We start from the raw sequence: 13912 nt of genomic DNA on the forward strand, positions 1-13912 counted from the left end.
TTGGGGGGCCACAGGCATGATCCGCATCAAGGCTGGGGTTCCCCGCAGGCCGCGCCCGAGGCCGCGCACCCGCCGTCCACTGCGCCGGGCGCTCGCCCTGGGGCTGCCCACGATGTGGGGCGCCATGGCGATCACCTACAAACTCACCTGCCCGCTCGCCCAGCAGAACGACATGGGCGCACGCATCGTCACCAGCGCGGTGTTCTTCGCGGTCGGCACCGGTCTCATCGTCCAGGTCCGCCGCTCCCTGCTGCGCGAACTCCGCCAGATCCGCCAGATCGCGGGCGCCGCCCAGAACGCGCTGCTCCGCCCACTGCCACCCCGCCTCGACGGCCTGAACATCGCCGCCGCCCAACTCTCCGCCGAACGCGGCGCGGTGGTGGGCGGCGACCTGTACGAGGTCATCGCCACCGAGCACGGCGTCAGGGTCGTGATGGGCGACGTACGCGGCCACGGCATCGCCGCGATCGGCACGGTCGCCGCGGTCCTCGGCAGCTTCCGCGAGGCCGCCCACGACGAACCCGACCTGGAGGGCGTCCTACGCCGCCTCGACCGCGCCCTCGCCCGCCACCTGCGCGAACGCGCCCGCGCGGAACACCCCGCGTCGGGCGCGCTGGACCCCGACAGCCCGGTGGCCGAGGAGTTCGTCACGGTACTGCTGCTGGAGATCGGCGCGGACGGCGAACTCCGCGCCCTCAACTGCGGTCATCCGTGGCCCTATCGGTTGAGCGGGACGGGTGCCGAGCTGCTGGCCCGAGCAGATCCTCTCCCGCCTCTCGGCCCGTTTCCCCTGCCGGCGCTGCTGCCTTTCGTCTGCTGCGGTCAACTGCTCCCGGGCGAGGCGCTGTTCTTGTACACGGACGGAGCGGAGGACGCGCGGGACGCAAGGGGCGAATTCTTCCCGCTGGCGGACGTCCTGGCAGCGTCGGCGGCCCAACACCCGCTCCCCGTGCCCCAGTCGTTGCTGGGCTCGGTCTTCACGGCCTTGCTGCGCCACACCGGAGGCACCCCGACGGACGACGTGGCGTTACTCGTCCTCCGCAATGACCGCAAGGCCAAGTGCGCCAACCCAGGGGCGCGGGGAACCGTGCGACCAGCCACAACGCACCCGCAGCCGACGAACTACCGTTAGCCAGTGCACCGCAGAGCCAGGCCGCCGCACTTACGAGGGGGAGCCGGCGGCCCGGCCGGCCTCTTGCGAGGCAATCCAGTCAACCGGTTGGAAACTCTCCGCAACAGCGCGCACACACCCCGGATCCACGCACTCCGTTCACACCCCGTGTGAACCCAACCGCACTACTCTGTCCGCACCGAGTCACCGGGGGGCCATCCATGCAGCCCAACACACTCCTCGACGCGATCCTGGACGAGGCGGGCATCTCGCACGCGGGACTTGCCGCACATGTGAACCAGGCGGGCCGCGCCCGAGGCCTCGCACTCCGGTACGAACACACCGCCGTGGCAAGGTGGTTGAAGGGCCAGCGCCCGCGGGGCCAGGTCCCCGACCTGATCTGTGAGGTCCTCGCGACCCGCCTGCACAGACCCGTCACCCTCGACGACATCGGCCTCGGCGTACCGGGCGAACCGGCCACCCCGCACGGCACCTCCCTCTCCGGCTTCGTCGAGCGGGCCACCGCCCTGTGGCGCTCCGACGAACAGCAGCGCCCGCACATCCTCGGGGCGCCCGCGGTCACCGGAACGCCCGCCGTGATGCCGGTGTGGGAGTGGGAGAACCCACCGGACGACGTGGACGTCTCGCGCGGCGGCCGGCACCGGGTGAGCATGGCGGACATCGAGATGCTGCGCGCGGCCCGTGCCCACTACGAGCAGATGTACCGCAAGGCCGGCGGCGTGGCGACCCGCACCCGCATTGTCGGCTTCCTCAACTCCGAGACCGCCCCACTGCTGCGCGGCAGCTACACCGACGCCACCGGCCGTCAACTGCACCGGGCGACCGGCGGGTTGGTGGCCATCGCGGGCATCTGCGCCTACGACTCGGACGCGCACGGACTCGCCCAGCGCTACTTCCACCAGGCGCTCAGGCTCGCAAAGGCCAGCAATGACAGGGGACTCGGCGCGTACGTCATCGCGCTGCTCGTCAACCAGTCCCTGTTCATGCGGGAGTTCCGCCAGGCCGTCGCCTTCGCGGAGGCCGCGCTGCGGGCTGCGGGGCGGCAGATCACCCCGGCGCTCGCCTCCGACCTGTACGCGATGCAGGCGAAGGCGTACGCACACCTCGGCGACGGCACGAGCGCGCTCTCCTGCATCCGTCGTGCCGAACAGGCCGCCGAACGCATCCGGCGCGGATACGAGCCCGACGAGACCGGCTATGTCCAGCCGGGCCTGGTCAACGTCCAGGTGGCGGAGGCGCTGCTCAGCCTGGGCGATCTGACGGCTGCGGGGGAGCACGCCATGGCGGCCGTGGACACTCCGGCGCACGACCGGGGCCGGGTGCACCGCCTCGCCATGCTCAGCCAGATCGAACTGCGCCGGGGAAACGCCGACAAAGCGGTGGCCACGGCGGTGCAGATGGCCGAGCAGGCCCGGGGGATGGAGTCCCAGCGGCTGCGCGACAGACTCCGCGCGGTGCGCGAGTACCTGGTGCGCAGCGACTGCGCGGGTACGGCCGAGGCGGCCGAACTCATCGACGGGGCACTGCGCGTACCGCTGTAAAGGCGTCGTAGACCACAACACAGTCCCTGCTGCGATATTGCCACTTACTCGACGGAAGGTGGCAGAACCGTGCAGTGGACGAAACAGAACGAACAAACTGTGTACTCAAACCGCTGGTTCAGCGTCAATCTCGCGGATGTCGAACTACCCGACGGCCGACACCTCGACCACTTCCTCATACGGCTGAGGCCGGTGGCGGTGGCGACGGTCGTGAACGAGGCGAACGAGGTTCTCCTCCTGTGGCGCCACCGCTTCATCACCGACAGCTGGGGGTGGGAGCTCGCGGCGGGCGTCGTCGAGGACGGCGAGGACATCGTGCGCGCAGCCGCCAGGGAACTGGAGGAAGAGACCGGCTGGCGGCCGGGGCCCCTGCACCACCTGATGAGCGTGGAGCCGTCCAACGGGCTCACGGACGCCCGGCACCACATCTACTGGGCCGACGAGGGCGAGTACACCGGACACCCCGTGGACGACTTCGAGTCGGACCGCCGGGAATGGGTACCGCTCAAACTCGTACCCGACATGGTCGCCCGCGGGGAGGTCCCGGCCGCCAACATGGCAGCCGCACTACTGCTGTTGCACCACTTGAGGCTGGGGGAGGATGCAGCGCCCCAAAGGGGCGCGGGGAACTGCGCGACCAGCCACGACGGACCCGCAGCCGACCGACCGCCCTTCGGGCTCTAGCGTCCCAACGCCTGCCAGACAGTCACGACAAGTGCACCCACGGCGGTCAGTGCGGCAATGGCCGGCAGCGGCCACCGTGTGTGCTCCAGTGCAACGATGCGCGCGCTCAGATCATCCACTTCCTTGTCGGTCTCCTCGGTGCGATGGCTGAGCAGGGCCAGCCCTCCCTCGACGCGCGCGTAGGCGACGTCGAGGCGGCGGCGTAACTCTGCGAGTTCTCCATGTACCACGGGATGCTCGGGGTCGGCGGTCACGTGTCCGCTCCTTTCCGTAGTCGGAACATCCCTTGCATGCGCATGAAGAGTCAACTCGCCTGGTGGACGCCAGGGGAGAGTGTGCGAGCGGCATATGCGGGCCCGGCGCGCACACGGTGTGTGAATGCCGCGGGCCCGGCACTCCGATGAGCGCCGGGCCCGTAACGGCCGTAATGTGACGGTGAGTTGCCGCGAGGCGGGTGCTCAGCCGTAGGTGTAGAACCCCGAGCCGGACTTACGGCCGAGGCGGCCCGCGTCGACCATGCGCTGGAGCAGCGGGGGAGCGGCGTAGAGCGGCTCCTTGTACTCCTCGTACATCGAGCTGTGGGTGGAGTGATCTGCGGCGTTGAGTCTCCGGGTGGTGCTGACCAGGCAACATGCTTGTGTCGCGTTATTCCTTCATGTTCCGTGTTAGCCCGCTACGGAACCCCCTGGAACCCCCCTGGGGCGACGAAACCTCCCTCAGGGCCCCCTCGCGAAACGGCCCCTGAAGTGGGCAAACGACAAGTCCCCCTTGCGCTGACTGGCGGCGCAAGAGGGACTGCCCTCCCGTCGATGAGGCGCGCTTCCCAACGGCTTCGTCGACGGGCGTTCTGGGTTATGCCGCAGTCGAGCGGCAGCTGACGTCATGTCTAACTGATTCGATATAGATGTGTCACTCACCCATTCGAGTGAACACACGTTCGAATACCCCACACTAGCCTTAGCCCTGCGGCATATGCCAGAGCCGCAGGGCTGTGGGTCGCGAAGGCGCCGCTGTTGCAGGAGTGGGGCGATCATCAGGATGCCCAGCCTCAAGCAAGATCACACAAATTAGGGTCGACCCTATTCCTTGCTGATCATGAGGTGGCGAGCGTTGACGGGTGTCTCGTCCTACTCCGCCCGACGCTCGGGTCCTCGCCCGCCGCCGCCAGGTGGGGGAGCAGATCCGTCGCGTGCGCGAGGCCCACAACATGACGCAACCTGACGTGTGCGGACGGGCTGGGATCGACGTCGCCACGTACAGCCGGATCGAGGGAGGCCACGCATCGCCTCTCCTCGACACCTTGATCCGCATCGCCGACGCGATGGGCGTCCCTCTCACGGAACTGGTGAAGTAGAGCGGCCACCCGCCCTACCCCGCTCCGTCACAGACGGCCGTTCAGCCCGAGACCGGCGGAGCTTAGGGGGCTGCCGGCCCCGGGGGTCTCACAGGCGGGGGCCGATCGCGACCCGGTCGTTGCCCGCTAGCCGCAGAATCGTCCGCTGCACGATCAGCATCCGCCGCTCGTCGAGATCCGGGACGACAGCCAACGTGATGTGCCCGATGCCCACGATCGACAGAACGAGGCCGAGGAACGCCCTCTGGTGGTCGTCCAGGCCGAGGCCGTAGAGACGCCCCATCAGCCCTTCCCACCTGCATATCGGCGCGCCGTCCTCCTCGGCGACGAGCACGGCGCGGACGGCCGACTGGGCGAGGATCGTCCCCTCGTCCGCGAGGGCCTGCGCGGCGATCCTGTCCCGACCGGCCCTCGCGGACTGCACGAGCAGCTGGCCGAGCGTCGGGACTTCGTCCTCGACTGCTGCGGTCCCCTCGGTGATCGTCATCCTGATACCTCCGCAGAGAGTCATTTTCCGGCATGGCCGAGTGCGGCAACGAGCGCCGCGGGGTCGGTCAGGAGTCCCGAGCCGTCAGGGCGGTTCATCCAGAAGCGGCCCTCCAACTGCCAGCCGGTCGGCGGGCAGCGCAGCGTCCATCCAGCGCGCCGGACGCGGACTTCTTGAATCCCCGACAAGGCGTCAGCGGCGGTGGCGGGCATGAGCCACCAGGCAGCGTCTGTCTCTGTGTCGCAGAGGACAGGGCCGTGGCACTTCCGATTGAGGGCGCGCATCGCGGGGAGGAGGCGTGTCTCGGCTGCGAGCCAGCGTGTGCCGGTGGCTATCGGGGCGAGTTCTTCCTTCTCCCACGTCATACGGACGACGGTCGGATGCGGGGAGCATCCGGCGAGCCACGCGTCCCCAGCTTCATGCAGCCGGGCAATGCTCTTGGGCATAGCCATGTCCGTGCACCTCCGTCCGTCCGGGTCTGTTACGGACCGTACGGAGAGTGCGACTCCGGGCTCTACTTTGGTGCACGTTGGTGCACGAATTCATCCCAGTGCGGCGATGGCGTCGTGGATGAGGGACCGGGCCTTGTCGCCGTGTACCGCGAGGTGAGCGAGTTCCTGGAACACGTCCACGTACATGGCCAGCTCGCGCGGCTGGGTGATGGTGAGGTATCCGGAGACCAGCTCGACGGCGACCTGAGCGCTATCGAAGATCCAGAAGTCCTCCACGGGGCGCATCGCCGAACGGTCCGGCTGCATCGGCACGATGCCCAAGCTGACGTTCGGCAGGAATCCCACGGTGAGCAGGTGGCGCAGCTGCTCCCGCATCACTTCCCGACCGCCGATACCGTTCCGCAGCACGGCCTCCTCCAGCACGAACGCGAAGATGCGGCGCCCCTCGTAGAGGACGTGCTGACGATCCATGCGCTCGGCGACCGCAGCGTCCACATCGTCGATCAGCCGTCGCCGCCGGCGGGTCGCGTGGAGGATCGCTGTGGTGTAGCCCACGGTCTGCAGCAGACCAGGGATCAGCCAGGAGTCATACACGCGGTGCGCGCGCGTGCGCTCGTACAGGGAACGGACGGATTCTTGAGCGGCCTTGAGTCCGGACCGTTCCATCCGGCTCCACTCGATCCACATTCCCTCGACGGCCCGCAGCGCGGCGACGAGTTCCTCGGCCTGGTCCTCGACCGCGCACGCGCGCGCCCACGCGCGCACATCCTCAGGCGCCGGCGCCGTCCGCCCGTTCTCGATTCGGGAGACTTTCGAGTGGCTCCAACTCGTGCTCGATGCGAGCCCGCGCACCGTCAATTCCGCGTCCAGGCGTAGGTCTCGCAGCCGGGCGGCGAGGGCCTGGCGTGCGGCTTGGGCGCTGGAAGACGGTGGCGCGGGCATCGCTCGGTCAGACCTTGTAGTCCTCGTGCGGGATGGCGCGCTCCCATACGGCCTCGAATGCGGACGAGCACAGTCGAGCAACGGCAGGGTCCTGGGTCCACTCGTCGCCGAGGACGTCTCCGTCGCCGGAGAAGTGCCCGAAGCGCACGACCTTGCCGTCCAGGATCCAGAAGTCGTTGCCTGGCAGCGCGATGTCCGAGGCCCGCCGACGCGGCAGCCACCGCACCGCTTCTCCGGCCGCGAGGTTCTGCGGAGTCGTGGCGTGCTCGAACCGGATGTAGTCCGTGACCGGCTCGGACACGATGCGGGCCCGGCGCATGACGACACCGCGCCCGACGGCCTCCTGTACCAGTTCCGTCCACGGCCGGTAGAACTCGGCCATGTCGAGGTGCTCGCCACGCCTCCAGCTCAGATACGTCGGGTCGTTCGGGGTGTAGCTGTCGCGCATCTCCAGGTGGAAGGCCGTCCGCTGTGCGGCCCGGAGTCGTTCAGTAAAGGTCACCGGTCGCCTTCGTCGTCGCGGGGGATGAACTGCCGCATCACCTTCGGCAGGCGGATGATCGTCTCGTGGTCGGGGACGTCGGTGGAGTGCCCAGGGATCGAGCCGATCTCCTGGCAGGCCGCCACTTCGTCCTCCGTGGCCTTGTAGGACTGGATGAGTAGGTCGCCTGTCTCCTTGTCGAGCCAGATCGTCGGCGAGTCCACGTGCGGCGTGTTCGGGATGATGCCCAGAAACTCTAGCTGCATGGCGATCTCCGTCGTGTCGGTGTGTTGCACGTTGGTGCATCACACCGTCGTCCGATCAGCGACGACTCGTCAAGACGGCGTCACGCCAAGTGACTTCGGCCGGAAATGACGAAAGGCCACCCGCCAAGTCACGACAACTGGCAGGTGGCCTTTGGCCGTTCAGACCGTGGCGGTCTTTGCCCAGCCGACGAAGCCCGTCCACGCGGGGCCTGCGATCGCCACGTGGGCGCGCTCGCGGCACTTGGTGTCGCGGACCAGGATGCCAGCGGCGGGACGTGCCCACTCGACGCACGATCCCGTGTCGGTGTACGTAGACGTCTTCCAGTCCAATGGCTCGTCTTGGGGTCCCTGCACAACGCGCCCCTCACTTCGCCGATGGTGTTCCCGACTCGCAGCGTAGAAGACCGGGCCTGCCCCTGGGCATGACGAAACGGCCCCCACCGCCCGAAGGCAGTGAGGGCCGAAATCGTTCAACGCTGGTCGATGAGGTGGGCGTCGCGCGGGTCCGGCTCGGGTACTGATCCGCCCAGCGTGCGAATCGTCGTCTTCAGTACATGCATGTATCGGGACATCGCACCGATCCGCGCTCGGTCGTCGGCCTGCGCAAGCTCCAACTGGCGGATGCGCCGACCCTGCCGCACCACCATGCGGGCGATGCCCTCAACGGTCGTCAGATCCGGATCGGCGAGATCCTCCACGATCGCCAGGCCGAGTGCCGGCGGGTCCTCGTCGGGGCGGTCCCGGTTGATCAGGGCGATCGCGACCGAGGTCACCGACCCGGCGACGATCGCGATCAGCCCGTACAGCGTCATGTCCCCGCCCATCAAGCTCCCCCTCTCGCGGTGTTCGCGGCTGTGAGCCGCAGGTGCTCCACCTCCTCGTCCAGCGCGCGCCGTTGTCGGCGCTCAGCGCGTAGGTGCCGGGTCGCCGCTGCGAGCAGTCCGAGCAGGACCGGGTAGCCGAGCCAGGTGAAGCCGCTGTTGAAGCCCTGCGGGAACTCGCCGAGTAGGCGCGCGATGACGTAGGCCGCTGCCCAGATCGCGGGGATCCCGGCGGCCGGGACCAAGCCGACCCACGTCCACCGATTCGGCAGGAACGCCGCCAGAGTGGAAAGCAGTCCGGCACCGATCCAGGCCCAGCCCCACACACAGACGTCGGCGACCGCGGTCAGTGCCGCGGCTCCCCGGACGGTGCCGTATCTCGGGTCGAGCGCGAGGCCGATGCCCCAGTTGATCCAGAGGAGGCCAACGATGAGGAGCCCGGCGCCGAGCGGGCCCAGGCGCCGGGACACTCGCTGGGCCGGGCCAAGCATCAGGCTGCCTTGGCGAAGGCGTCTTGCGCCTTGGTTGCGACGCCGACCGGCTTCCAGAAGCCGAAGTGCGCTGCGACGCCCTGGACGAACGCGACCACAGTCAGGATCACGCCGGTGGTGACGCTGTAGCCGGGGCCTGCGTTGGCGAGTTCGACGACGAAGCCGCTCGCCGCCGAGAGCGCGAGGAGGAGTACGGCCTTGAGCCCGGCTGAGGTGACCCGGGTGGTGACCAGGCCGACGAGGACGGGCAGGAAGAAGTTCGCGACGAGGGCGAGTGCGTAGGCTCTGTCGAGGTGGACCTGCATGGCGGGGTTCCTTTCGGGAGGTCAGACGTTGGGGACCTTGAGAGCGGCCCAGGAGGTGGCGCCGGGCCAGCCGTCGGCGGCGGTGCCCGTGTAGCCGAGCTTCCGCTGCCACTTCGCGTACGACGCCTTGTCGGCCGCCGTCCACTGAGGGCCCGGACCGTCGGTGTAGGCGGAGCAGCCTTCGGCGACGAGCCGCTTCCCCATTGCCGTGACGATCGCTGACCGGGGTGCCTTCTTGAACCAGGCCTCGCCGGGGAACGGCTCGTACGTCGGCTTCGTCGGGGGTTGCGCCGGGGCCGTCGGGAACTCAGGCCACGACAGCGGGTCGCTGTGGTCGTTCTCGGGGACGGCCTTGTGCGGGTACCAGCCGCTCTTGGTCTCCCACGTCTTCTCGTTGCGGATGCAGTTCTCCGGGCGGCCATTCGGCCACGCATCCGCCACACCCCAGGACTTCACCCACGCGTGCAGCTCGGCCCACCCCTTGCACGGGGTGTCTTTCAGCTTCGCGTAGACCTTCCCGCCGACCTCGCAGTACGGGAAGAACAAGGCCTCGATCTGGAGCACTACGCTGCCCGCGCGGTTCGTGCGGGTCCCGCCAGCCTTGTCGGCCAGGCTCTTACTGCGGGAGGTCGCCGGGACGAACTGCGTGTACCGACCGGTGAACGGGTCCCACAGGATGTGCGGGGCGACCGTGCGGCCGAACGCGTTCTTCCCGAAGTAGGCGACGAGGGTCTCGTACGGGACGAGCGGGAGCGGGCGGGCGGCGGTGCCGTTCTCGTCCCAGGTGATGTGCGGGATGGCCTTCGCGGGTCCGCCGTCGGTCGCGGCGTGGTCGCCTATGTCCAGCCGGGTCGCGCCCGGCATCCACAGCTCAGGCATCAGACACGCTCCGGCCAGGTCCACACCGCAGGCGTGCCCTCGACACCGTCGAGGTTCTCTCGGTAGACGACGGAGGTCCGCCAGGTGATGGACTCTCCGTCGTGCAGCACGCGGACGTTGACTGTGGTCTCGGACCAGACGCGGGTGATGACGGCCGGGGCAATGACAGCCCCGTTGCTGGTCGCCGGATCGACGGGGACATGAACGATCCGTCCGATGGACGGCTGTTGCTGAGGCACAGGGTTCTCCTTCGGTGTCCAGGGGTGGTTCCAGCCGCGGTGGTCGTGACGGCAGCATCCGCAGACCGAGCAGCGGCAGTCCTGTCCGGCCATCGGGCCTCCAGGCATGAGAAAAGCCCCGGCCATCTGGCTCGGGGCGGGCGGTGTGGGGGCGCGACTACAGGTCGGTGTTGGCGACCGTGATGCGACTCATGCCGACGATGCGTGAACCGGTGGCCTGCGTGAACGACTCCGCCAGGGCGCGGACCGCGGCGTCGGCGGCGGTGAGGTCGAGGGCGGAGGGAAACCCGGAGACCATGAGCTGGCTGGTGGAGCCGCCGTCCTGACCGTTGTCGTTGACGGTGACCTGGTACAGCGGGCTGGTGTCCGTGCCGATGGGGACAGGCGTGGTGAACTCCATGAACAGCTCCTCAGGATGCGGCTTCGTAGAAGAAGGTGATGCGGACCTGGTGACCGGAGGCGATGGTCTCGGGCCGGGTCGCGTTCATGAAGTCGACGCGGGTGTTGGCGTTGGTGATGTTGAAGAACGCGCTGACGGTGGTGGCGTTCCCGGCGAGGACGGCGGTGCCGGGCCACCGGTCGGTACCGAGGAACTGGCAGGTCCCGATGAAGTTCGCGCCCGCGTTGGCGGAGGCGACAGGCAGTGTCCAGTTGTAGCTGCCGCTGCCGTAGGTGGTGGTCGACCCCATGATCAGGTTGATGTGGCCGAACACCATCCGGCCGACCTTGATGTACCGGCCGACGATCGTCCCGTTGCCCAGCACCGGGTTGGTGGTCGACGCCGTCCACGTCGGGGTGTACGACGACCAGGCCCCGAAGAAGGAATTGAATTGATCGCGCAGCTCCTGGTTCATCAGCGCCGCTGAGACGACCTCGCCGACGACCCAGGTACGCGGGGCGAACGTCACGAGCCCTCCCCCTCGTAGTCGTCCTCGACGTCGCCCTCGGGGATGTGGATGGCGTCGAGGACCGCGGTGAGCCGGTCGGGATTGTTCGGGTCGTCCTCGTTCCACCAGTTCCGCAGCCCGGGCTTGAGCCCCACGAGTCCGGCCTCGACCGCGGCGACGTCGGACGGGAAGATCAGCGCGCACCAGCCCCACTGGCATTCGGTGCAGGCGTAGCGAGGGTCGGTCGGGGAGACGACGGCCGCCGATCCGCAGCTGGTGCAGTCGGCGATCCACCGGTTCTGGTTGATGCGCGCGAAGTACACGTCCTCGACGTCGTCCTCGGGCGGGCTGACCCGGCGCCCCATGCGGGTCTCGTACCAGCGCCACACCAGCAGCGCGGCGGGCAGAAGTGCCCAGGCGTCCGCGGGCTCGGGAGGCGGCGGCGTGTAGAAGGTCTCGGCGCGCACGACGGCGATGGCCACGGCGTCCCCTTTCAGTAGGCGAGGCGGGTCGTGGAGTCGAGGACCGAGTAGGTGGTGTCGTTGAGGACCCACACGCTGTCGGTGAGCGCGGCCGACGTGTGGAACTGGATGACGTGCGACTTCTCTTTGATCGTCTCCGTGTAGCCCTCGACGGTGACGCGCAGTGTCGAGGCCGGGGACTGCGAGGGCAGCGCGGTGACGGAGAAGCAGTCGCTGATCTCGGCGTCGAGGATGTCGAGGTAGTTCGACATCGTGTACGCCTCGATCGGGACTTCGCGCAGCTCGGGGCTGGGGTTGGCGTAGCGGGACACCAGCCAGTAGGAGGCGTCCAGCACGCTGTTGTCGGACGTCTTGAGGATGTTCAGCTGCTTCGGATAAGAGCCGAACGCGAGGACCGAGGAGGGGGCGGTGACCCGTTGGGTGGCGCCGCCCGGCCTCGATCCTTCGACGTCGTTGACCAGCTTCTGGTCGTCGTCGGCCAGGCCGACCTGCCCGGTCTCCAGGTCGGCGTAGGCGATGGTGAAAACGTCGCTGGCCGGGCTCGGGTTGTAGCGCACGGACCGGGACTGGTAGGCGAGCCCGAAATAGTCGCGCTCGGCGTACAACTTGCCGGACTCGGTGGATTCGACCTCCCGCATGCGGGCGACGACCGTCGATCCGGCGGGCCCCTGGGAGGCGATCGGGTCATGGATGGTGCCGAAGACGGTGACGGACGGCATGCCCGCGTACCGGGCCAGGCGCTGCATCCGCACGTCTGCGGTCTCGCCCGAGTATCCGGCGGTGCCCGCGGAGTAGTGGGTCATCAGCTGGGTGCCCACGTCACCGCCTGCGAAGGTGATCGCGAGGTGGGCGATCTGTCCGTTGAACAGCCGGCCGCTGCGGTATCCGCCGACGTGCAGATTCCGCAGCGCGTACTGCGGGGTGAACGTGAAGATGACCGGGCCCGGCGCGCCGTCGATGAAGACCTGGGCGGTGCCGTAGGTGTCGTAGACGACGTGATGCCAGTTCCCGTCGGTCAGGACGGTCCCGGAGTTGTGCACGACGAGGGAGCCGCCACTGTCGGTGTCCTCCACCGTCAGCTCGCCGGAGGCACTCAGGGCGAGGACGAGCTGATGGTCAAGGCTCGGCTCGTACAGGCCGAGGATGGCCCGGCCCACGGTGGTGGTCTTGATCCAGAACTCGATGTTGAACGCCCACGAGTTGGTGTTCGCGGCGAAGGCGGAGCCGAGGTCGCCGGTCAGGTACTTGCCGGCGGTGGCGGTGGACGGGGTGAGGGTGAGCGAGGTGTCGCCGGTCTCAGCCAGGCCGTCCGCGCCGAAGTCGAGCGTGCCGCCGGCCCCGACCTGGGTGACGGCCAGCGCGCCGCAGCCGGTGCCGGACAGGTCGCCGGCCGCGGCCGAGCCGCTCGGTTCGGTGAGCGGGTAGTAGGCGCCGATGAAGTCGGTGACGCCGGTGAGGTCCTCGCTGAGGATCTCCTCGGCGAGCATGCTCCGCAGGGTGGGCAGGCGGTTGAGGCGTTTGAACAGGTCCGTGCACGAGATCGTGGCGTAGGAGGCGAGTCCCTCCCATGCGATGGGGAACTCGTTGACCGTGCCGTAGAACCGCGGGCGGACCTCGGCGCCGATCAGGTCGTACTCGGCGAAGTCGGTGGTGCCCGCGTCGCGGGTGGCGGAGAGCTGCACGGTGACCTGGTCGGTGCCGACCCAGGCCGGTGTGGCCAGGGTGCGGCGCACTGTCCAGTCGTAGCCGTCCGGTGCGGTCTCCCAGTACACGGTGCCGGACGTTTCGCGGATCCGCAGCCACGCGTGATCGATAGGGGCATAGGTCAGCGCGACCGCCGCGCCGTCGGCGAACCCAACGTCGCTCTTGCAGGACAGCAACCCGGTGGTGGCGTTGTACTCGAACCCGATCCGTGTGCCGCTCGTGACCGAGTTGGCCATGATCGAGGTACGGGCGTTGGTGCCGCCGGCGGGAACCGTCACCAGCTTGACCGCAGTGTTCGACGACGACAGGCGCCACTGGCGGGCCGACACAAACGCGCTGGTCACTCCCGCCGCAGCGTTGATACGGGCTCTGCCGCCGACCTCGGAGACCGTACCGAAATTGGCCGACCACAGCGTCGTGTTGATGCGGCCGTCGTCGAAGTCGTCGCCCAGCATCGCGAGCGGGTACGGCGCCGACCCGGTCAGCGTAGGCATCACGGCCACGCTGATCCGGATCGGGGCGTTGCGCCGCACGAACGGGTAGTAGGACGAGGACGCGTTGCCCGGGGTGAAGGCGCCGTCGCTGTTGTCGATCCGCAGCGTCGCGGTCCCGGGCTGCGTCTCCGAGAGTTCGTCGGAGGCGCCCCGGGTGACGGCCACCCCCGACTTGAGGATGTCGACGCGGGTGCTGATGTCCGTCCACGTGATGGTGTCGGGGTACTGGATCAGCCCGCCCCATCCCATCTCGACCAGCAGAGCCACACGA

20 protein-coding genes and 1 pseudogene are annotated in these 13912 nt (G+C 68.6%); 4 read left to right on the forward strand and 17 right to left on the reverse strand.

What is annotated here, in order from left to right; translation table 11 throughout:
* Window positions 1-16 precede the first annotated feature (16 nt).
* From OC490_RS15520 to OC490_RS15530, 3 genes are all read left to right on the forward strand, one after another.
* Window positions 17-1132, forward strand: coding sequence for a PP2C family protein-serine/threonine phosphatase (locus OC490_RS15520; protein WP_262058498.1), 1116 nt, complete (start codon window positions 17-19; stop codon window positions 1130-1132).
* A 200-nt stretch (window positions 1133-1332) separates the two neighbouring features.
* Entirely contained in the window at window positions 1333-2673 is a 1341-nt protein-coding gene (locus OC490_RS15525; protein WP_262058499.1) for a transcriptional regulator, read from the forward strand.
* A gap of 69 nt (window positions 2674-2742) precedes the next feature.
* Entirely contained in the window at window positions 2743-3357 is a 615-nt protein-coding gene (locus tag OC490_RS15530; RefSeq protein WP_262058500.1) for an NUDIX hydrolase, read from the forward strand.
* On the opposite strand, the gene OC490_RS15535 is transcribed toward OC490_RS15530, so the two are convergent.
* Together OC490_RS15535 and OC490_RS15540 are read right to left on the reverse strand one after the other, a co-directional pair.
* Window positions 3354-3611 (reverse strand): hypothetical protein, encoded by a 258-nt coding sequence (locus tag OC490_RS15535; protein WP_200714457.1) that lies wholly within the window; start codon window positions 3609-3611, stop codon window positions 3354-3356. The genes OC490_RS15530 and OC490_RS15535 overlap by 4 nt on opposite strands.
* A 204-nt stretch (window positions 3612-3815) precedes the next feature.
* Window positions 3816-3944, reverse strand: a pseudogene (locus OC490_RS15540) (3-hydroxyacyl-CoA dehydrogenase family protein); the annotation flags it as partial.
* A 581-nt stretch (window positions 3945-4525) separates the two neighbouring features.
* Here OC490_RS15540 and OC490_RS15545 point away from each other — a divergent pair.
* A complete protein-coding gene (locus tag OC490_RS15545) occupies window positions 4526-4711 on the forward strand; it encodes a helix-turn-helix domain-containing protein (protein WP_262058643.1) in 186 nt (61 codons plus the stop codon).
* 88 nt (window positions 4712-4799) lie between these two features.
* Here the strand turns inward: OC490_RS15545 and OC490_RS15550 are convergent, their stop codons facing one another.
* The 15 genes from OC490_RS15550 to OC490_RS15620 all read right to left on the reverse strand — a co-directional run bounded on the left by OC490_RS15550 (window position 4800) and on the right by OC490_RS15620 (window position 13908).
* Complete coding sequence (locus OC490_RS15550) at window positions 4800-5198, reverse strand: hypothetical protein (RefSeq protein ID WP_262058501.1); 399 nt, start codon at window positions 5196-5198, stop codon at window positions 4800-4802.
* A gap of 20 nt (window positions 5199-5218) precedes the next feature.
* The gene (locus tag OC490_RS15555; RefSeq protein ID WP_262058502.1) at window positions 5219-5563 is read right to left on the reverse strand and encodes a hypothetical protein; all 345 of its coding nucleotides are present in this window, start codon (window positions 5561-5563) and stop codon (window positions 5219-5221) included.
* 177 nt (window positions 5564-5740) lie between these two features.
* Complete coding sequence (locus OC490_RS15560; protein WP_262058503.1) at window positions 5741-6592, reverse strand: helix-turn-helix domain-containing protein; 852 nt, start codon at window positions 6590-6592, stop codon at window positions 5741-5743.
* Window positions 6593-6599: 7 nt separating this feature from the next.
* Window positions 6600-7094, reverse strand: a complete 495-nt coding sequence (locus OC490_RS15565) for a DUF6879 family protein (RefSeq protein ID WP_410098626.1) — start codon at window positions 7092-7094, stop codon at window positions 6600-6602.
* Entirely contained in the window at window positions 7091-7339 is a 249-nt protein-coding gene (locus tag OC490_RS15570; RefSeq protein ID WP_262058504.1) for a hypothetical protein, read from the reverse strand. Before OC490_RS15570 ends, OC490_RS15565 begins: the two co-directional genes overlap by 4 nt.
* A 159-nt stretch (window positions 7340-7498) precedes the next feature.
* The gene (locus OC490_RS15575) at window positions 7499-7693 is read right to left on the reverse strand and encodes a DUF397 domain-containing protein (protein WP_262058505.1); all 195 of its coding nucleotides are present in this window, start codon (window positions 7691-7693) and stop codon (window positions 7499-7501) included.
* 116 nt (window positions 7694-7809) lie between these two features.
* Window positions 7810-8163 (reverse strand): hypothetical protein, encoded by a 354-nt coding sequence (locus OC490_RS15580; RefSeq protein WP_262058506.1) that lies wholly within the window; start codon window positions 8161-8163, stop codon window positions 7810-7812.
* On the reverse strand, window positions 8163-8651 hold the full coding sequence (locus tag OC490_RS15585; protein WP_262058507.1) for a hypothetical protein: 489 nt from the start codon (window positions 8649-8651) through the stop codon (window positions 8163-8165). Before OC490_RS15585 ends, OC490_RS15580 begins: the two co-directional genes overlap by 1 nt.
* The gene (locus OC490_RS15590) at window positions 8651-8956 is read right to left on the reverse strand and encodes a hypothetical protein (RefSeq protein WP_262058508.1); all 306 of its coding nucleotides are present in this window, start codon (window positions 8954-8956) and stop codon (window positions 8651-8653) included. The genes OC490_RS15585 and OC490_RS15590 overlap by 1 nt, the downstream gene beginning before the upstream one ends.
* Before the next feature lie 21 nt (window positions 8957-8977).
* A complete protein-coding gene (locus OC490_RS15595; RefSeq protein ID WP_262058509.1) occupies window positions 8978-9835 on the reverse strand; it encodes a peptidoglycan-binding protein in 858 nt (285 codons plus the stop codon).
* Window positions 9835-10074 (reverse strand): hypothetical protein, encoded by a 240-nt coding sequence (locus tag OC490_RS15600; protein WP_262058510.1) that lies wholly within the window; start codon window positions 10072-10074, stop codon window positions 9835-9837. Before OC490_RS15600 ends, OC490_RS15595 begins: the two co-directional genes overlap by 1 nt.
* Window positions 10075-10231: 157 nt before the next feature.
* Window positions 10232-10474, reverse strand: a complete 243-nt coding sequence (locus tag OC490_RS15605; protein WP_262058511.1) for a hypothetical protein — start codon at window positions 10472-10474, stop codon at window positions 10232-10234.
* Window positions 10475-10484: 10 nt separating this feature from the next.
* Entirely contained in the window at window positions 10485-10982 is a 498-nt protein-coding gene (locus OC490_RS15610; RefSeq protein WP_262058512.1) for a hypothetical protein, read from the reverse strand.
* Window positions 10979-11443, reverse strand: coding sequence for a hypothetical protein (locus tag OC490_RS15615; RefSeq protein ID WP_262058513.1), 465 nt, complete (start codon window positions 11441-11443; stop codon window positions 10979-10981). Before OC490_RS15615 ends, OC490_RS15610 begins: the two co-directional genes overlap by 4 nt.
* Window positions 11444-11454: 11 nt before the next feature.
* Window positions 11455-13908 carry a LamG domain-containing protein gene (locus OC490_RS15620; RefSeq protein ID WP_262058514.1) on the reverse strand — a complete coding sequence of 818 codons (2454 nt, stop codon included), beginning with the start codon at window positions 13906-13908 and terminating at the stop codon, window positions 11455-11457.
* Between the last annotated feature and the right edge of the window lie 4 nt (window positions 13909-13912).

It is taken from the genome of Streptomyces sp. STR69 (genome assembly GCF_024519455.1).
In the GTDB taxonomy this organism is placed as follows: domain Bacteria; phylum Actinomycetota; class Actinomycetes; order Streptomycetales; family Streptomycetaceae; genus Streptomyces.

Bases quoted from the DNA above. Each gene is read 5' to 3' on its own strand.
- OC490_RS15555 (WP_262058502.1), bottom strand. From the start codon at position 5,563: ATGACGTGGGAGAAGGAAGAACTCGCCCCGATAGCCACCGGCACACGC.
- OC490_RS15595 (WP_262058509.1), bottom strand. From the start codon at position 9,835: ATGCCTGAGCTGTGGATGCCGGGCGCGACCCGGCTGGACATAGGCGAC.
- OC490_RS15580 (WP_262058506.1), bottom strand. From the start codon at position 8,163: ATGGGCGGGGACATGACGCTGTACGGGCTGATCGCGATCGTCGCCGGG.
- OC490_RS15605 (WP_262058511.1), bottom strand. From the start codon at position 10,474: ATGGAGTTCACCACGCCTGTCCCCATCGGCACGGACACCAGCCCGCTG.
- OC490_RS15585 (WP_262058507.1), bottom strand. From the start codon at position 8,651: ATGCTTGGCCCGGCCCAGCGAGTGTCCCGGCGCCTGGGCCCGCTCGGC.
- OC490_RS15560 (WP_262058503.1), bottom strand. From the start codon at position 6,592: ATGCCCGCGCCACCGTCTTCCAGCGCCCAAGCCGCACGCCAGGCCCTC.
- OC490_RS15525 (WP_262058499.1), top strand. From the start codon at position 1,333: ATGCAGCCCAACACACTCCTCGACGCGATCCTGGACGAGGCGGGCATC.
- OC490_RS15590 (WP_262058508.1), bottom strand. From the start codon at position 8,956: ATGCAGGTCCACCTCGACAGAGCCTACGCACTCGCCCTCGTCGCGAAC.
- OC490_RS15520 (WP_262058498.1), top strand. From the start codon at position 17: ATGATCCGCATCAAGGCTGGGGTTCCCCGCAGGCCGCGCCCGAGGCCG.
- OC490_RS15550 (WP_262058501.1), bottom strand. From the start codon at position 5,198: ATGACGATCACCGAGGGGACCGCAGCAGTCGAGGACGAAGTCCCGACG.
- OC490_RS15570 (WP_262058504.1), bottom strand. From the start codon at position 7,339: ATGCAGCTAGAGTTTCTGGGCATCATCCCGAACACGCCGCACGTGGAC.